This is a genomic window from Paenibacillus sp. KS-LC4, from assembly GCF_036894955.1.
Taxonomy (GTDB): domain Bacteria; phylum Bacillota; class Bacilli; order Paenibacillales; family Paenibacillaceae; genus Pristimantibacillus.
Window position 1 is genome coordinate 352489 of the sequence record NZ_CP145905.1, and the last position, 19212, is coordinate 371700.

Sequence of the window (19212 nt, forward strand, 5' to 3'; positions counted from 1 at the left end):
AAACTAAGAGGAGTGTTCAAACATGTCTATTATCGTTGACGTATATGCACGCGAAGTATTGGATTCCCGCGGTAATCCAACAGTAGAAGTAGAAGTATCCCTAGAGTCCGGCGGCCAAGGCCGCGCTATCGTTCCATCCGGCGCATCCACTGGCGCATACGAAGCAGTTGAGCTTCGTGATGGCGACAAAGGCCGTTACCTTGGTAAAGGCGTAGAAAAAGCAGTAGATAACGTGAACACGGTTATCGCTCCTGAAATCATTGGTCTGGACGCTCTTGATCAAGTAGCTATCGACCGTAAAATGATCGAGCTTGATGGTACGCCGAATAAAGCTAAGCTGGGCGCTAATGCGATTCTTGCTGTATCTATGGCTGTAGCTCGCGCTGCTGCTGATGCACTGAACGTATCCCTGTACACTTACCTGGGCGGATTCAACGCTAAAGTTCTGCCAGTTCCAATGATGAACATCATCAATGGCGGCGAGCACGCTGACAACAACATCGACGTTCAAGAGTTCATGGTTCTGCCAGTTGGCGCTCCAACGTTCAAAGAAGCTCTTCGCATCGGTGCTGAAATTTTCCACAGCCTGAAATCGGTTCTGAAAAACAAAGGCCTGAACACAGCTGTAGGCGACGAAGGCGGCTTTGCTCCTAACCTTGGTTCCAACGAAGAAGCAATTACTACAATTATTTCCGCTATCGAGAGCGCAGGCTACAAGCCAGGCGTTGACGTATTCCTCGGTATGGACGTAGCTTCGACTGAATTCTTCAAAGATGGCAAATACCACCTGGAAGGCGAAGGCAAATCCTTCACGCCTGCTGAGTTCGTTGACCTGCTTGCTTCATGGGTTGAAAAATACCCAATTATCACAATCGAAGACGGTTGCTCCGAAGACGATTGGGATGGTTGGAAATTGCTTACTGAAAAATTGGGCGACAAAGTTCAACTCGTTGGTGACGATCTGTTCGTTACAAACACTGAGCGTCTGTCCGATGGTATCGACAAAGGCGTAGGTAACTCGATTCTGGTTAAAGTTAACCAAATTGGTTCCTTGACTGAAACTTTCGACGCAATCGAAATGGCGAAACGCGCTGGTTACACAGCAGTTATCTCCCACCGTTCCGGCGAAAGCGAAGACAGCACAATCGCTGACATCGCAGTTGCAACAAACGCTGGTCAAATCAAAACAGGTGCTCCATCCCGTACAGACCGCGTAGCGAAGTACAACCAATTGCTTCGTATTGAAGACCAACTGGGTGCTACAGCTCAATACGCTGGCAAATCCGCATTCTACAACCTTAAAAACTTCAAATAAGCCCAAACCAATGACTACTTGCTCATTATGATCAGCCAGTACTCTGATTCTGACCTTTTCAAGGTGAGCAAGCATCAATGCGAATAGGCTTCAATGCACTTCAAAAACCCCTGCCCACAAATATTGTGGAGCAGGGGTTTTTGGTAAGTAATAAGGTTTAAAGGGGTAGAAGGCTGTTGAAAAGGCAAGCGGAGTAAAAGGGTTGGGGTGGAGAAGCGCAGCGTTCGCTTAAAGCTTTCCGTAGGAAAGCAGCTTCGTAAGCATATGCTGGTGTCTATGGAATTCTACCGTTAAAGCACTTATTGTTCGGGGAATTCAATGGGCAACAGCGATCGAACCCCAACCCTTTTACGCAGCGCAGATCCTTTTAAGCAGCCTTCCACCTACCGCCGTACCGTTCTACGTCCAACAGCCAACTCAACAGCCAACTCCACACGATGCACAACAATGTAGACAACCAGCAAACCTATAGCAAGCAATAACGAGCCTTCCGAATACTGCTGAAACAGCCGAATCGACCAACCATCATCCCCTATAATCCAATAAGCAATAAAATTAGAAACTGTAATCCCATCCTCAAATGAGGGAATCAGACTATATAAATAATTTTGTGAAAGACCTATTGCGGCTATAAGAGTAAGGATGACGGAAAGGAAGACACCTTTGGAATAGATGTATAAGGCGCCCGCTTTTTTGAGAACAATCATGGTTAGGATAATCCCGGCCAAGCAAATAATAATAAACATAGCAGTATCCCCCTCTGCATAAGTAGTGTGTAAATCCACGCCCGGTTTTTGAAATATAGGAAAGGATATGATTTCGCCATCCTTTCTCTCTATTTCCCGGACCAAAACGTGCTGTGCCGCCAGAGGACGGCGACAGCCGCTTCACCTTGAAATATAAGAATTTATAAGTTTTGCACTTATAAATAGGCTTATATTTCTCCGACAAAGCTCTTCGCACGTCCTAGAAAGACGACGAAGTCGTTTTTGCTTGGTTACCTCTAATGACGAGCCTGTTCTATAAATGGTTGCTGGTTTTGAGTAGAAAAGGAGGTGTTATTTATTGGATGCACAAGTGCTGAGCCTGCAAATGTACTCCTTGCGGGATATTACGGAAAGCGATCTATTGGGATCGCTGGATAAGGTCGCTGAGATCGGCTATAAGGCAGTCGAATTCGGGGGCTATTTTCACACACCGGCAAGAAGACTGAAAGAACGTTTGGATGCACTGGGGCTTGTGGCGCCGTCCGCCCATATTCCGCTTAATTTTGAAAATTCGAAAAAAATCCCTTCAGACTTCGAGAGGCAGGTTGAATATGCCAATGAGCTGGGACTTAAATATATGGTCGTGCCGTGGGTTCCGGTGCCAGAAGTGCCAAAAATGGACGATATCAAATATTTGGCGGAGATTTTGGAGCGATGCGCTTGGCAGACGAAGCAGCAGGGTATGAAGCTATGTCTGCATAACCACGATGCGGATTGGAAAAAGGTTGAAGGCAAGCCGCTATATGTCCACCTGCTGGAGCTTGTTCCCGAAGACCTGCTGGAAGCAGAGCTGGATCTGGGCTGGATATACATGGCGGGTTATGATCCTGCTGAATACGTGAGGTATTATTCGGATCGGTTGCCGCTTGTCCATTTTAAGGATTTTCAGGTGGGGCGCAAGGATACGGAGCTGGGGAGAGGGGATGTGGGTTACGCCGAGCTGTATGAGGTGGTTAAGCAATCGGGAGTAAAATATATCATTATCGAGCAGCAGCAGTTTACGGAAACGTCACTCAAAAGCGCAGAGATGAGCTTTCATTTTATGCAAAGGCTTATGAAAAAAAAGCAGCCAGCAAAAGGGTAGCCGTTAACAGGAAATGTCAGGGTAAAACAGCAAAGTATTGTTTTCAGCAAAACGCTGTGATACAATCATTTTATATGTTTTAATGGAGCTCCTATGCTGGAGGTGGATTGAATGGATATAGCTTTGAAAATACTACTGGTTATTTTTTCGGTTGGCCTAATTGCTGTCGTATTGCTGCAAAAAGGTAAAAGCGCGGGATTGTCCGGAGCCATCAGTGGCGGCGCTGAGCACTTGTTCGGCAAACAGAAAGCTCGTGGTTTGGACTTGTTCCTGCAACGTTTGACGATTGCATTGGCTGTTGGATTTTTCGTCCTGTCGCTTATTGTTGCTTATGTCGTACAACAGTAATATTTTGTCATGAATGCGAAAAGTGGGGGAGCTTCCTCCACTTTTTTTGTTGTTTCGCGGATGCGATTGGGTAATTTCGTGTATACTAAATGATATATGATAATCTATCAACCGGTTGCAAGTGCTGATAGAATGGCCTCCGGTATATGAGGTGACGAGGAAACTAATGATACAAGAGCAGGAATTGCTTGATTTTATGCGGGAGACCGCTTATAAACCGATGACTTATCGGGAGCTGGAGCAGCATTTCGGCGTGATGGAGGCTGTTGATTTTAAAGCTTTTTTGCAGCTGCTTACCCATCTGGAGGATAGCGGAAAAATCCTTCGTACGAGCAATGACCGTTATGGCGTCCCAGAACGAATGAACCTGCTGCGGGGGAAATTACAGGTTCATGCGAAAGGCTTTGCGTTTTTGCTGCCTGACGACAAAGAGCATCCTGATATTTATATTCATGCCAATGACCAGCTCAGCGCGATGAACGGAGACATAGTTCTTGTGCGTGTGACATCCAAGAGCCAGGCGGGAGGCCGTCTGGAGGGCGAGGTTGTCCGCATTGTACAGAGAGCGGTTACACAGGTGGTCGGCACTTTTGAAAGCCATGAAGTGTATGCCTTTGTTGTGCCGGATGACAAACGGATTAACCGCGACATTTTTATCGCCAAAAATGAATTCAAAGGCGCCGTATCTGGACAAAAGGTTGTCGTGCGCATTGTAACCTATCCGGAAGGCCGTTCAGCGGCGCAAGGAGAAATTATTGAGATTCTCGGACATAAGGATGACCCGGGCATTGATATTTTGTCGATTATCCGCAAGCATCAGCTGCCGGAAGGCTTCCCGGAAGAGGTCGATGCAGAGGCGGAAGCGGCTCCTGATTCGATAACGGAGGAAGAAATTGTTCAGCAGGGGCGTCGTGACCTGAGGGATGAGGTCATTGTGACGATTGATGGCGAGGATGCCAAGGATCTCGATGATGCCGTCCATGTTAAGGTGCTGGACAACGGCAATTATTTGTTGGGCGTCCATATCGCGGATGTGGGCTATTATGTGCGTGAAAACTCCGAGCTGGATCAGGAAGCTTTCCGCAGAGGCTGCAGTGTTTATTTGGTGGACCGAGTCATTCCGATGCTGCCGCATCGTCTATCAAACGGCATATGCTCGTTGAATCCGCAGGTGGATCGGCTGACGCTTTCCTGTGAGATGGAGTTTGAAGCCAAAACACTGAAACGCGTACGTCATGATGTGTTCACAAGCGTGATACGTACGAAGGAGCGCATGACGTATACAAATGTACGCAAGCTGCTGACTGCAACCGAGGAAGAGCCGCAGACTGAGCTGAGGGAGCGTTACGCCGATTTGCTGGATATGTTCACGCTGATGGAGCAGCTGGCGATGAAGCTTCGCAAGCAGCGGATGAAGCGGGGCGCGATTGATTTTGATTTTCAGGAATCGAAGGTCATCGTTGATGAGCAGGGCAAGGCTGTCGATATTGTGAAAAGGGATCGTTCCGTTGCGGAGCAGATTATCGAGGAATTTATGCTTGTGGCGAATGAGACGGTTGCCGAGCATTTCCACTGGCTGCGCGTTCCTTTCCTATACCGAATCCATGAAGACCCGGATCAGGAGAAGCTGATGCATTTCATGCAGTTTGCCGCGAACTTCGGCTATGTTGTGAAGGGCAAAGGCAACTCGGTTCATCCGCGTGCGCTGCAAATGCTGCTGGAGGAAATTAAAGGCGCGAAGGAAGAGACGGTTATTTCCACCGTTATGCTTCGTTCGATGAAGCAGGCGAAATATGATGCGCAAAGCTTGGGACATTTTGGGCTGGCTGCGGAATTTTATTCGCATTTCACTTCGCCGATCCGCCGCTATCCTGACTTGGTAATCCACCGCATTATTCGTGAGGTGCTGGAAGGCGGTGGAGCGCTTAGCGAGAAGCGCAATGAGGCGTTGACTGCTCGTATGCCAGATATTGCTCAGCATTCGTCTGAGCGCGAGCGGGTAGCTGCCGATGCTGAGCGTGACACTGAGCAGATGAAAAAATGCGAATTCATGCTGGATAAAATCGGTGAGGAATTCGATGGGATCATCAGCAGTGTTACGAGCTTTGGGATGTTTGTCGAGCTGGATAATACAGTGGAGGGGCTTATTCGTCTGAGCGATCTGACGGATGATTATTACCACTTCCAAGAGCAGCACATGGTGCTTATCGGCGAACGCACCTCTAAGGTATACCGAATTGGCGATGAGGTGAAAATCCGTATTGGCAATGTAAATATGAATGATCATACGATTGATTTTGAAATGGTCGATATGAAGCCTCGCAGCGGCTTTAAAGGCATCGCTGATGCCGGATTCGGCGCATCGCGCGGCGGGCGCGGGCGCAGCGGCGGCTTTAACAAAGGCGGACGCAGCAGCGGTGGCGGTGCGGGAACCGACGCTAGAGCGAGGGGCGATAATACCGCAGCTGGCAGCAGAGGCGGAAATGGCGGCTATGGTGGCTTTAAAGGCAAAGGCGCCAATGCGGGTAATGGTGTGCGTGGCTCTGGAGCAGGCAACGGAGCAAGAGGCGCTAAGGCTGATGGGCAAGGTGGAAGAACAGGGAAAAATAGGAAAGACGGAAGAGCGGCAAACAGCGGTAGAGTGAGAGATGGCGGCCAGCATAGCATCGGCCAAGCAGGTAACGGGCAGAACCCGTGGCAGCAGGAGGTTGCTGCTGGGACGCGTCGTCGCGGTAAACGCGACGACCTTGGTGCGGGGCAGCGGCGCGAGTTCGATGGCGCCGCGATGGGATCGCCGGACGCGCTAGGCCGTCCGGCGGGAGAGAGCCAGCGCCAGGATGGCGGCGCTGGTGAGGAGCAGCTGTGGTGGAGCTCAGCTGCTCAGGCCGGCGGAGCCGGCCAAGGCGCGAAGCGCCAGCGCAAGGGCGCTGGGCGCGGAGCTGCGCCAGGCGCAAGCGGCGGCGGGAACGCGCCGCGCCGCGGGCGCAGGGGCGACGCCGGCGGCAGCTTTGCGCCGGCGGAGCAGACGCAGCGGATCGTGCGGGCGGAGCCGCAGGATCGAGGCGATGGGCGCGGAGGCGAAGGCGCGCCGCGCACGGATATGTGGGGGCTGCCGATTAGAGGCGGCAGCCGTCGCAGCGATGGCGGCGAGCGAAGCGGCGGCGGAGCTGGTCGTGGCTTTGAAGGCGGCAAGCGTCGTCAGGCGGCGCAGCCAGGCTCAGCGTCAAACGGCGCGAATCCTAGCGGTCATGCTTCGCGAGACGCTGCTGGTGCAGGCGGAGACGCGGCTAAGAGAAAGCGTAAGAAGAAGAGCGGAGGCGGCAATTCAACGGCTGCTTTTGTTAGAAAAAAACGTAAATAAAACATAATCGTTGAAAATTCCCGTGCATCAGCGCTGCCCCTTATACAGAGGCTCAGCAGCGCTGGTACAGCGGGCCAAGCTTTAGAAATTATTTAAGCTTGTCGCTTGCTTTTTGAATATGGGTATAGTACACTCAAAGCAATTGATGATATGGACCTGAATTCACATATTGAAAAGGGTGTCATTACAGTCATGAACCTTTTTCAATGTGTGAATTTTTTGTTTCTCAAAACGAAACAGGCGCATATTAATTTTATTTTTGGAGGTTTTACAAATGCAACAAGGTACAGTTAAATGGTTTAACGCTGAGAAAGGCTTTGGCTTCATCGAAGTTGAAGGCGGCAACGATGTATTCGTACATTTCAGCGCAATCACTGGCGAAGGCTTCAAAACGCTGGAAGAAGGACAACGCGTAGAATTTAACGTTGTTCAAGGCAACCGCGGACCACAAGCTGAAAACGTAGTAAAACTGTAGTAGTTTAATCAACTGCGAAATTTAGCCGCTTTCGACCGTAAGGTCGGAGCGGCTTTTTATGGTCTTGACGAGCAAACCATATTTTACAATATGGCAGCTGCTTTCTTGCTTTCATTTTCAAAAATTGCTACAATATATATCTAGCGGCTTTTTCAAGTTTCTGGAGCTAATAATGATGTCGAGGTGATAAGAATGGGCAAGAAAAACGACGGCAAGCAGCTTGCACAAAATAAAAAAGCTTCCCATGATTATTTTATCGAAGACACGTATGAAGCGGGAATGGTGCTAATGGGGACGGAAATTAAATCGCTCCGTAACGGACGAGCCAATATAAGCGACGCATTTGCGACGATACGTAACGGCGAAATTTTCATCCATAATTTGCACATCAGTCCTTTCGAGCAGGGGAATCGTCACAATCCAACGGATCCGACGCGTGCCCGCAAGCTGCTGCTTCATAAAGCTCAGATTCACAAGCTGCTCGGCCAATCCAAGCAGGAAGGCTACTCCATTGTTCCGCTCAAGATTTATGTGCGCAATGGCTACGCGAAGCTTCTGATTGGGTTAGGTAAAGGTAAGAAGCAGTTCGACAAACGCGATTCCGCGGCAAAACGCGATGCCCAGCGCGATATTCAGCGGGCGCTGCGCGAGAAGCAGAAGATTATACGTTAATCGTGTTGTGCGCAGGCGCAGTTCAGAGCAAACGTATGTTTTAAAGGAAAGCGTGTTGAATTTTACTAACGGTTCCAACAACATTTTAAGGATTAATCCTTGAATCGTGTTATACTAAGCAAGTAACGAAGCAAGTTCTTAGCTAAATGATGATCTGTTTGCGGCTCTTATGAGCTGGCTAGGATGAGTCATTTATGCCAACTCGGGGGCGTTCTTGGATTCGACGGGGATAGGACGAGCGCGGGTTGCGGGTAGTGGGGACGCGTCCACTTCATCAACGCTAAAGCCTATTAAATGGCAAACAACAAACAAACTACGCTTTCGCAGCCTAAGAAACTGTGAGCGTGCTCCTACCTAGCATCGCCCATGTGACTAGACTAGGGGCTAACAAGTAGTGGGATACGCTGTCTCATCTCCGCCTGGGGTGAGCTGAAGAAGACAATCAGGCTGACCTTGGAAGAAGCCGGTTACGAGGCGTCCTCCTAGGTGACATCAAAATCGTGACTACACCCGTAGATGCCTGTGTGGCGTGATCTTCGGACAGGGGTTCGACTCCCCTCGCCTCCACCAACCTTATCAGAAAAGACACCGTGTCAGGTGTCTTTTTTGTTTGTGCTGCTTACATGGTGGTTTAGAAAGGTTTAGAAAGTCATATAATTAAAGTGATATGACAGTAATCATAGATCACAATTATCGCTACTCAGAACTATGTGCTGTGAAAAATACCATACAAATATGACTAGAATTCTCTCCAGAACTCTCTCCAGAACTCTCCCTAGAACTCATAATAAGTCTAAGGGAATTATTTTTAAAAATAAGAATATCAATGAAATCCTCCATGACAAATCCGATGAGCATCACGTATAATTTTATCGGCATACAAGCAGCTTAGGCACTAAATACCATAGAGGATGTACTGTTAATGGATGGTACTTCAGAGCAAAGCTTACGCCTCCGTACAAATTCTTTTGAGAGTTCACAAAGTTGTGAAATTTTTCACATTCATATGTATCAAAGTATGTTATATTAAAGGTGCAAGAAGAAAGCAATGCTTAGCAGCAAGAAGAGAGGAAGAATGAATCATGAAAAATTACAATCCAAAGCGTTCCTGGTTCAAGCGATCTAGTCTTTCAGAACATCCTAGTTTATCAAGTAAGAAGGAAGAATACCTATCTTTTTAAAATAATATGTGAAAAAAATCACAATATAATTGGAGTTGATTATGATGTTAGCATGGCTAAAAAATAATAAATATGTTGCAATGCTTATGGTGTTCGTTCGTGTCTACCTCGGTTACCAATGGGTTGTAGGGGGCTGGCACAAATTAACGGGCGGATTCGATGCCACCGGGTTTTTGACAAACGCAATCAATAACCCGGTAGCCGATAAAACGACTCAAGAATTGGTGTATCCGAACTTTGTAAACTTCATCGAGCACTTCGCGATGCCAAACGTAAAGCTCTTTAACTTCATCATCCCAATTGGTGAATTACTCGTGGGCATCGGATTGATAGTCGGGGGGTTAACGGCCGCGGCAGCCTTCTTCGGACTTTTGATGAACTTCATGTTCATGTTCGCAGGAACGTTAAACACTAACCCATGGCTTGTTCTTCTCGGTGGAATTGTACTCATTGCAGGCACCAACGCAGGGCGGTATGGATTGGACTACTACCTGCTTCCGCTTTTGCGTAAAACACTCAAGATTAGGAAGCCTGATGGGGGCGGAAAATACACACCTACCGGCACCGCAAAAGCCCACTAACTAAACTGCGTCAGGGAAAAAATGAACCTCCTCGTGCGATCCATACGATGGGGGTTCTTGCTTGTCGTCTTTCAATATCAGGTTAAAGTCGTTGTAGTAGCTTCTATGCTCCAGTTTCGAGACGCCAATCCTTCCTTTCAATTGTGAGGTGAATTAGGGTACAATTTAACTATGTAGCTTCATAGTAAAGGGGTCTAGGAATGGAATTGGAAAAAGAAATGCTGCAACTGAATATTAACAATGCGATCAAAGGTGCGGTTGTGACGAGCTTAAAGGGTATTCTTGCGCAGTTAACTAAAGATCGTTTAAATTTCATTGCGGCTAATTGCGCGCTAGCGGGTCGCTCCAAGCTGAAGAAGCAGGAGCTTGTGGATGCGCTTTACGATCGAATTACAGATGTAACTCAAGTGCGCGCTGCTTTCCTTACAGCGGAGAAGCAGGAATGGGAGCTGATGAGCCGGCTTCTCAAGGCTCCGTATATTCAGGACAATACTGTATTTGCGGATGCTTATTTATTTTTAATGGATAAAGGCTTGGTATTCAGTTTCCTGGAGCAGGATAAGCTATACTTCGTCATGCCGGAGGAAGTTAAGGCCTCATATCAGAAGCTGGATTTGAAATCATTCAATCAAGAACGCACCGTAAGCCAGTTGGTTCTGCGATATTCAGAGGCTGCGTCTAACTTGTATGGCATTATCTCCGTACAGAAGCTCATAGAAATTATTAATGATCAGAATGAGGGCAGCTTGACGAAGGAGCAGTTTAATCATGTGTGCTTATCTGTCTCTGATAAGGTGCGGACTTGGAATGTACAGCATGGGATGCTATTTAACGATGAATTAGATGAAGAAAGTTTGCACGAATATGAAAAGTTTTTGGAGAGCGTGAAGGACAAGCCGTACTACATTCCTCCTAAGGAAGAGCTGCTACGTTATGCGGAGATTGACTATTTCGAGATGACGCCGCAGCTAGAAGCGTTGAAGAACTATATCATGCAGCACTTGGGCAAAGTTGAGCAGATGGCTGAGGCGATCATTGATGATATTCAGCTTGTTTGTTCAATGGAAGAGCCACTTAGCGTCATCATGGAAGAGTTTGAGCGCCGCAAAATTCGTTTGAACAAGAAGCAGCTGAATGAAATTGTGCCGTTAATTATTCAGGTCAATAATACGACTAGAATGTGGTCCAATCGCGGTTATACCCCTGCTGAACTAAGCCAGGAGCGGAGTCGGAGCACGAATGCCAACAATGTGCTTCAACACACGGCGGCATCCTCGAAAATTGGCAGAAACGATCTGTGCTCGTGCGGGAGCGGGAAAAAGTATAAGAAGTGCTGTCTATAGCGTCATTGATTGATAAATATTGTTCTGTGCCTCAAGCTCGACCAGATGAATTACGGTTTTGCACCGTCGCAGTTCATTTCCACCATGTAAATCCACAACCGCAAGAGGTTGTGGGTTTTTGTTGTTTTCTTTAGGCGGTGTTCTATAATATTGTTGCTTTACATGATGGAAATAGTGGTATAATTTAAATAGGAACATTTGTTCTTAAATTACTTATAAAAGGAGATGTATCATGTGTTTAAGAAATTAGAATGCGTGTGTATTCATACAAAAGATATTGAAAAATCACTCTCGTTTTACATTTCAATGGGCTTAACAGAAAGCTGGAAGATAGAACGTAGCTTAGATAACGGTTCGACCTGGACATTGATAGGTTTAAAATTCCCTTTAAAAGATAGTTCTGAACTTGTATTGAGTAATCACCCTGAAAATAACTTTACCGAAATTGAAATCTATGTTGAAGATGTTCGACAAGCATATGATGAGTTAAATAAAAACGAAGAAATCCAATGGATTAGGACTCCTTTTGCAACCGAATCTGGGCATATTGCCGTAATGGAAGCTCCTGATGGGAATGTATTTGTATTAGTTGGTAAGTAACCGATCAGACATTTTAAATGTGCTAATGGTGGTGAATCTCGTTTCTTGGCTTTACCGCCATGATTACGAGGTTTGCGATGGGCGATGCCACCCTTTTCGCCTTTTTCACGCTCCATAATATAAGTTTTATCGCTTTCTACAATGCCACTCAAACGAGAGTGACCCAATGAACGCAAGGCATTTAATATCTTGAGTCTCCAATAAAATGCGGTCGAAACATGGATTTCGAGTTCAACTGCAATTTTGGGCAATGACTTCCCTTTGTTTCCAACCATCATCAAGGAGTAACGCATCCACTTTTCTTGATTGTGTGTGCCAGAGAGAGGAGTTCCGCTAATTTAGGTTCGGCGTTCACATCATTTTTAATGGATTCTGTAATTTATTTTTAACCTATTGTAATATATAATTGACCTTAAGTAAAAAATAAATTACAATGTCTATAAAGGAGGGGGTAACTTGTCAGAATTATTATCGAACAACATTTATATGCAGCGTGCCGAAAGAAGGTGGTCGCAAAAGCATTTAGCCGATCTAGTCGGTGTCAGTAGACAGACCATCATCTCACTTGAAGCAAATCGCTACAATCCTTCCTTAGTTTTAGCATTTCGCATTGCAGAGGTTTTCGAGGTGGGAATTGAGGACGTATTCCAATATCTCCCTCAACAACCGAAAGGGGGTGAGTGATCTGGTTATGACTTATTTGCTGCCGGCCGCTTTGTTTATCTTCTTTTTGTCCAGCTTATATTTTTTGTTTGTTTTTCCGCGGGAAAAGGATGAGCGCTACAACTTGATTATGATGTATGCTTTCAAGTATGCCTACTATGTCCTAATGGTGACGCTGCTTGCAACATTTATACTTTCTAAATTATTGCATTTTGAAGTTGTAAATGAATACTTTACAGAGGCCATTCTGATCGATCTGCTTGTAGCCCATCTCGCCTTTACACTAACGGCCATAATTTTAAATCAAAGGATATAGTCAGATGTCAAGAGAGTTATAGCCATATACTATAAGGCCTTGAGGACGTTCAAATGCATATAGACCGTGCTACATCTCGTGTCGAGCAAGGTGGACATTGGATTGCAGTGGACGATATTCGTTGCCGATAGGGTTAGTCATTACAGAATCTTTTAGCCATTGCAGATCAGGCTATCATCATTGAGAATACATACGAGCCTTTAATTGTTGCGGAAATCATGCAGGGTAACTTGACCAATTGTTTAGAGGCAATACCTGTTTGGTCTAAATCTGCTCTTGTTGGATACTGATAAAAGTGTGACATCTAATCTGTAACTACACCCGTAGAAAGCCGTGTGGCCTGATCTTCGGTCAGTGCTTCAACTCCTCTGGCCTTCACAATAAAAACCCCGACCGCAAAAAAGGTCGGGGTTTTCTCCATAATGGTTTGAAGCTGTTCTTCAGGGGAGTGATGCTGTTCATTGGTCAAGGGCAACGCGCAATTGAGGCCTGTATGAAGAAGGTAGGGCATGATTCGAAAAAAACGAGCGCTATTAAAGCAGAGTCCAAACTCAGCTATCTTATATATAATCGCGACAACTATCTTGATTAACACCGATCATAGGCTCGTCAGCATTGAATTATACCGAAATACACAATAATAATTTAATTATCAAATAAAATACGAGTTGTTAAGAAAAAAATAATTATTATATTAGAGTATATACGCTTTCATAGGTTTTTTAAGTCGTCGACAACCTGAGTGAAAGGCGAGTATGCGGCTGCAATCATCATATAGAGCGAACTCTCTAAAATCACCACCTTTTGGAATTAAATATCATTAATTTTAATTAATCCAATTTACAGCAATATATCCATAAAGTATAATTAGATCCATAAGGAGGTGAACATGCGCTCTGAGGTCTATATCGAGGGTCAGCCTTTTTTAAAGCTTCAATAAGTAAGCGCTTCCCTTTCTGAGGCCCAGTTACATGTCCTGAAGCTTGTACACTGATGATCACCCGCATTTACCCACAAGCGGTACCCCTCACCAAGGAAACTGATCTGCATATTCAGTCACCCACTTCTGTTTCTCTGTTTGCAGTTTTAAAGGGGATCTGCTCGTCTTGTTGCAAGCGCAATCATTTTTAGCCGGAGGTGAAAAACCACAGTTCATCCGCACGTTCTCTAGGATGCATACACATCATGTTGACACAGAGGATCAATTATGAATATGTAATAAATTTAACCAAAGGAAAGGTGGATCCATGATGACAAAATTAAAAACCAAATTTAATGCCGGTAAGTCTCTCCACGAAGGTATTAAGCAAATACTTGTAATCGCTATGCTTGTCGGGGGGATTTTCTATGGCATGGCCCCGGGGACGATTAAGGCTGCGGAAGCGCATCAGAATAATCCGTTTGTCGGAGCTACGGGGTACCTAAACCCGGATTATTCCAGCCTTGTCGATTCATCCATCGGGCTTACCAGTGATGCGTCGCTAAAGGCAAAGATGGAAACGGTTAAATCTTATCCAACGGCAGTCTGGATTGACCGAATTGACGCCATTAATGGCGGAGCGAACAATGCCGGACGCAAAAGCATCGAGGAGCATCTGGATGCTGCTCTGGCTCAAAAGATAGCAGGCACTCCGATTACCGCTTCATTCGTCATTTACAATCTGCCGGGCCGGGACTGCCATGCGCTTGCATCCAATGGTGAATTACCACTGACGCTGGCCGCATTGCAGACGTACAAAACGGACTATATTGATGTTATCGCAAGTATTTTTGCTAAACCCAAGTATCAGGACATTCGCATCATTGCCATTATTGAACCAGACAGCTTGCCTAACCTGGTCACCAATCTCAATACACCAGCCTGTGCTCAAGCCAGTTCGACAGGCATCTACGAAGCTGGCGTAAAATATGCGTTGGACAAGCTGCATGCCATTCCGAATGTGTACAACTATCTGGATATCGGTCACTCCGGCTGGCTCGGATGGGACAACAACCGGACAGCTACAATCTCGCTGTATACGAGCGTTGTCCAAGGGACGGCAGCTGGTCTGAATAGCGTAGACGGCTTCATTACCAACACGGCGAACAGCACACCGTTGAATGAACCGAATCTGTCCAACCCGGATCTGAACATCGGAGGACAACCGATCAGGTCATCCAAGTATTATGAGTGGAATCCGTATTTTGATGAAACCGATTTTACGGCTGCATTGTATAGCGGTTTTGTACAGGCAGGCTGGCCTGCCAGCGTAGGCTTCCTGATTGATACGAGCCGCAATGGTTGGGGAGGGGTAAATCGTCCGACAACGGCTATAGGCAGTGATATTAACACCTATGTAAATTCTGGGCGTGTCGATCGCCGGAATCACCGGGGGAACTGGTGTAACAACAGTGGAGCAGGTATAGGTGAAGCACCTAAGGCGGCACCAGGGCCTGCCCATTTGGATGCCTATGTGTGGGTGAAGCCTCCAGGTGAATCTGATGGCTCCAGTTCGGAAATTCCGAACAATGAAGGCAAGGGGTTCGACCGGATGTGTGATCCAACGTATATAACTAGTGATGGAGTATTGACGGGTGCGCTTCCTAACGCTCCAGTATCCGGCCACTGGTTCCATGATCAATTCGTCATGCTGGTGCAAAACGCATTCCCTGTTCTTCCAGCTACTAATGTCGGCGAACCTACCGCTCCATTGGCTCCGGCAGCACTGACTGCGACAGCAGGCAATGCACAGGTGTCACTGAGCTGGACGGCTTCCGCAGGAGCGACGAGCTATAACGTGAAACGCGCGCTGAACGCGGCCGGACCGTTCACAACCGTTGCCGCCAATGTGAGCGGCACATCGTATGTCAATACAGGCTTGACCAATGGAACAGCCTACTATTATGTGGTCAGTGCCGTAAATGCGGTAGGTGAAAGTGCGAACTCGGCTGTGAAAAGTGCTGTGCCGGTAGCTGGAGCGACCGCTCCTGCTGCACCTACTGCATTGACGGCCACAGCAGGCGATGCGCAGATCAGCTTGTCCTGGACGGCTTCCGCAGGGGCGACGAGCTATAACGTGAAACGCGCGCTGAGTGCGGCCGGACCATTCACTACGGTTGCTGCCAATGTGAGCGGCACATCTTACACGAATACAGGTTTGACCAACGGCACGACCTACCACTATGTTGTAAGTGCTGTGAACGCTGCGGGTGAAAGTGCCAATTCTGCCGTTGCTTCCGCAACTCCGCTAAGCGTGGTTGTTCCTACTGGCGATCTGGTTTTGCAATACCGTGCTGGAGATAGCAACGCGACAGACAACCAGATCAAGCCGTATTTCAATATCAAAAACAATGGCAGCACGGCTGTAAATCTGAGTGATCTGAAAATCCGTTATTACTTCTCAAAGGAAGGCACCGCAGCTATGGACTCAGCCATTGACTGGGCTCAGATTGGCGGTACCAACATCCAGCGCACGTTTACCGATACGTATGTAGAGCTCAGCTTTACTTCCGGAGCCGGTGCGATTCAGGCAGGTGGACAATCCGGGGATATCCAGCTCCGCATGTACAAAACGGACTGGACCAACTTTGACGAAACGAATGATTATTCCTACGATTCAACCAAAACATCTTATCAGGACTGGAATAAGGTGACCCTCTATAAAGGCGGCAGCCTAGTTTGGGGAATTGAGCCTTAAAGCACGAGATAAGAATCTCCAAAGCTGATTAACAAATCAGTTGGAGATAAAGACTTACGCAGACCATCATCACCATGCAGGGGCGTTTCAAAGTCATGCTCATGACTTTGAAGCGCCCCTCAACTATTTTTGGACATACTAACAGCTATTTTTAGCTCCATTTATATCAGTTAATTAAAAGGTTTTAATACATAACGCTGAATGATTTCCTCTTGAGAAAAAGGTTTTTTCCTGCCCAGTTGCCTAACCTTTACGATAAAAGGGCTTTTAGGATTTTTCATATGGAAAAAGCCAGGTATACGCACGACTCTTGATAAATTAGTTATCAGGGCATCAGAGCTGAATTTTTAGGCTAATGCTTTTTGAAGCTGGTGTGGCATGATCTTCCTACAGGGGCTCGACTCCCCTTGCCGAGTGTCTTTTCTATTTATGTGATACTATTTATGAAACAAGCAATGAAGCAGGGCAGCTTAAGTGAGACAGAAGGAGGGAGAGCGTATGGATTGGGAAGCCCATATCGAACGGTGGAGCCGGGCCGCCGTTAGACTGCTGGGTATTAGAAAGTATAATGTTGAAAATGACACGCCTCCCACTCGCTATGTGGCGCATTCGAGCTTTTTCGTAGTTACCACTCGTGGAGAGGCGAGAGTGGGGTTGTCGGGAGCGATCTATCAGGCTCGGGCACCGCACATTCTGCATGGGGGAAAGGAAGCAGAGCTGGGGATTATGCCGCAAGGAAACGACTTTGAATGCTATTTGATTGTGTACAAAGCCGACAGTGAATCGCCGGAGGAGCGGGAGAGCTTCCATGCGCCTTATGCTGTCACTCCTTTTGCGTTGCTGCCATTGCAGGAGAAGTGTAAAGCGATGAATGACCTGTGGCAGCAAACCGCCCCAATGGAAAAGCTTCAGGCGCAATCTCTCTTTCTGCCGTTTGTATACGAGGTTATGCGACAAATCCGCACGTTAAAAATGGAAAACAGCAGACCGAACCTGGTAACCGAAGCGATTCATTATATTCAGGAGCATTACAGGGATTCGATTACAGCCGAGAAATTAGCCGGGATCTACAGCTGCAGTGCGAGCTACTTATCTCGCTTATTCAAAAACCAGATAGGAACAGGTCCAATTGAATACCTGATTCATGTGCGAATTCACAAATCGAAGCAGCTACTGCTGAAGTCGGAGGCGCGTATTCAGGAAATAGCTAGCAGCGTTGGCTATGCCGATGTCTATTATTTTAGCCGCTTGTTTAAAAAGCATACCGGCCATTCACCTCTTCAATTTAGAGAGAGCAATCGGCAGGTGGTTCAGAATAATCCATTACGTCTATTAAAATCGTCTATTGTTTCCCCGCAGCTAGTTTCCCATAATGAGAATGAGAGTTGTTATCAATGCAATGTGGAAGGGGAAGCATCAATGTTTAGATTTTCAAGACCGGCGTTCGGCGCCATGCTGCTATTATGCACAGCTATGCTGCTTAATGCATGTCAGACAAGCAGCAATACAGGGGCAGAGGCCTCCCAGCCTGCTTCAGCAGGAGTCGCTACAGAAAGCGCAGCTGCAAAAACGCGTATTTACGAGCATCTGAAAGGCAAAACGGAAATTCCCGTGAACCCTCAGCGGGTAGTCAGTCTCTTTCATTTGGGTGAGCTAATGGCAATTGGCGTAAAGCCAGTAGGCGCAACCACCTACATTCTGAGTAACCCGCTGTTAAGCGATACTTCCGGAATTGAAGATGTTGGTGTTCCTCCTGATCCTGAGAAAATTCTTTCGCTTGATCCGGATCTGATTGTTACAACGGCACCATTCGCAGAGGCTGTAGAGGGCGGGTATGAAGCACTGAGCCAGATCGCCCCAACGATTGTTGTAGAGCAGCACAACGATCCGATACAGGATGTTGAAATGTTTGGTGATATTCTTGGCAAGCAAGAGGAAGCCAAGCAATGGAATGAGGCATTTGCGGCAAAAATAGCCGATTATAAGGAGAAGGTTAGCCCGTTAATTGGGGCAGATGAAACCTTTTCGATTTTAAATGTACGTCCTGATGCTATTTTTATTTACGGTGATACCAACATGGGCGGCAACATTCTTTACAAGTATCTGGGTTTGAAGCCAACCGAAAAAGTAAAGACGGACGTCATCAATGGCGAAACGTGGGAAATATCTACCGAGGTCATTCCTGATTTCATAGGCGATCGGTTATTTCTAGCTGTAAATGAAGGGGCAGAGGAACAATTGAAGAAAGTGGAGAAGCTCATTAAAAACACTCCAGCAGGGAAAGCAGGAAAGATCTACAATATTGATTTCGATACATTTCTTCTCAGTGATCCGATCTCAGTAGACCATCAGTTGGATATCATCGTTGATTTGCTGGTTAAAGGTGAAAAATAATAAGCAAAATAGTTGTTAATACCTGACTCACCTCATGGTAGAGCATCCAAAATATTTCACATAAAAAACATTGACTCCTATAGTCAGTGTTTTTTTATTTGGCAAGAAATATGGGAATGGACTCGCTAAAACTTTTAGAAGTGAATTTAATAAACCTTTTGATTTTTCGATTCTTAACCATGAAAAAAATCAGGTGTCGTTGAGGCGGATATGCTTGCGGTTTTATCGAAGGATGAATAATTACTTTATAGTGGGAGGATGTAAAGATTTGCTCTTTCTAACTCGATGGAGACTCCTATTTAAAATCATAAAATCTGGCCTTTTGTGGTCGGCTGTCATCATTGCGGTTATTCTCACGAACGTGTTTGAAAGTTTATCTAGAACTTTACTAAACAACAGAGGGCTTTGAATCACAAAAATAGTGCCCTAAACTCC

Annotated in this window: 15 protein-coding genes, 1 other RNA gene and 1 pseudogene; 14 read left to right on the forward strand and 3 right to left on the reverse strand. The window is 46.5% G+C overall.

All coding sequences use genetic code 11. The features are described 5' to 3' along the window. The first annotated feature begins 22 nt into the window (after positions 1-22). Entirely contained in the window at positions 23-1315 is a 1293-nt protein-coding gene (eno, locus tag V5J77_RS01605; protein WP_338554048.1) for a phosphopyruvate hydratase, read from the forward strand. 383 nt (positions 1316-1698) lie between these two features. Here the strand turns inward: eno and V5J77_RS01610 are convergent, their stop codons facing one another. Next, positions 1699-2061, reverse strand: a complete 363-nt coding sequence (locus V5J77_RS01610; RefSeq protein WP_338554049.1) for a hypothetical protein — start codon at positions 2059-2061, stop codon at positions 1699-1701. Positions 2062-2380: 319 nt separating this feature from the next. On the opposite strand from V5J77_RS01610, the gene V5J77_RS01615 reads away from it, so the two are divergent. The 9 genes from V5J77_RS01615 (at position 2381) to V5J77_RS01655 (ending at position 11727) form a co-directional block, all read left to right on the forward strand. Continuing rightward, positions 2381-3166: a sugar phosphate isomerase/epimerase gene (locus tag V5J77_RS01615; protein ID WP_338554050.1), complete on the forward strand. Its 786-nt coding sequence runs from the start codon at positions 2381-2383 to the stop codon at positions 3164-3166. Positions 3167-3277: 111 nt separating this feature from the next. Beyond that, positions 3278-3514, forward strand: coding sequence for a preprotein translocase subunit SecG (secG, locus tag V5J77_RS01620; RefSeq protein ID WP_338554051.1), 237 nt, complete (start codon positions 3278-3280; stop codon positions 3512-3514). A gap of 166 nt (positions 3515-3680) precedes the next feature. Beyond that, positions 3681-6875, forward strand: coding sequence for a ribonuclease R (gene rnr, locus V5J77_RS01625; protein ID WP_338554052.1), 3195 nt, complete (start codon positions 3681-3683; stop codon positions 6873-6875). Positions 6876-7149: 274 nt separating this feature from the next. Then, a complete protein-coding gene (locus V5J77_RS01630; protein ID WP_028609190.1) occupies positions 7150-7350 on the forward strand; it encodes a cold-shock protein in 201 nt (66 codons plus the stop codon). Positions 7351-7542: 192 nt separating this feature from the next. After that, positions 7543-8022 (forward strand): SsrA-binding protein SmpB, encoded by a 480-nt coding sequence (smpB, locus tag V5J77_RS01635; protein WP_056032466.1) that lies wholly within the window; start codon positions 7543-7545, stop codon positions 8020-8022. A 204-nt stretch (positions 8023-8226) separates the two neighbouring features. Next, positions 8227-8592, forward strand: a transfer-messenger RNA (tmRNA) gene (gene ssrA / locus V5J77_RS01640). A gap of 652 nt (positions 8593-9244) precedes the next feature. Then, positions 9245-9784 (forward strand): DoxX family protein, encoded by a 540-nt coding sequence (locus tag V5J77_RS01645; RefSeq protein WP_338554053.1) that lies wholly within the window; start codon positions 9245-9247, stop codon positions 9782-9784. Between the two features lie 200 nt (positions 9785-9984). Next, positions 9985-11127: an SEC-C metal-binding domain-containing protein gene (locus V5J77_RS01650; RefSeq protein WP_338554054.1), complete on the forward strand. Its 1143-nt coding sequence runs from the start codon at positions 9985-9987 to the stop codon at positions 11125-11127. 234 nt (positions 11128-11361) lie between these two features. After that, a complete protein-coding gene (locus tag V5J77_RS01655; RefSeq protein ID WP_338554055.1) occupies positions 11362-11727 on the forward strand; it encodes a VOC family protein in 366 nt (121 codons plus the stop codon). A 38-nt stretch (positions 11728-11765) separates the two neighbouring features. Here V5J77_RS01655 and V5J77_RS01660 read toward each other — a convergent pair. Further along, positions 11766-12065 (reverse strand): annotated as a pseudogene (locus tag V5J77_RS01660) (IS1595 family transposase); the annotation flags it as partial. A 148-nt stretch (positions 12066-12213) separates the two neighbouring features. On the opposite strand from V5J77_RS01660, the gene V5J77_RS01665 reads away from it, so the two are divergent. Then, entirely contained in the window at positions 12214-12411 is a 198-nt protein-coding gene (locus V5J77_RS01665) for a helix-turn-helix transcriptional regulator (RefSeq protein WP_338556502.1), read from the forward strand. Positions 12412-12418: 7 nt separating this feature from the next. Further along, complete coding sequence (locus V5J77_RS01670; RefSeq protein WP_338554056.1) at positions 12419-12706, forward strand: hypothetical protein; 288 nt, start codon at positions 12419-12421, stop codon at positions 12704-12706. Between the two features lie 304 nt (positions 12707-13010). On the opposite strand, the gene V5J77_RS01675 is transcribed toward V5J77_RS01670, so the two are convergent. Next, complete coding sequence (locus V5J77_RS01675) at positions 13011-13301, reverse strand: hypothetical protein (RefSeq protein ID WP_338554057.1); 291 nt, start codon at positions 13299-13301, stop codon at positions 13011-13013. A gap of 730 nt (positions 13302-14031) precedes the next feature. Here V5J77_RS01675 and V5J77_RS01680 point away from each other — a divergent pair. After that, positions 14032-16383: a glycoside hydrolase family 6 protein gene (locus V5J77_RS01680; protein ID WP_338556503.1), complete on the forward strand. Its 2352-nt coding sequence runs from the start codon at positions 14032-14034 to the stop codon at positions 16381-16383. A gap of 498 nt (positions 16384-16881) precedes the next feature. Beyond that, positions 16882-18777 carry an AraC family transcriptional regulator gene (locus V5J77_RS01685; protein WP_338554058.1) on the forward strand — a complete coding sequence of 632 codons (1896 nt, stop codon included), beginning with the start codon at positions 16882-16884 and terminating at the stop codon, positions 18775-18777. The last annotated feature ends 435 nt before the right edge of the window (positions 18778-19212 follow it).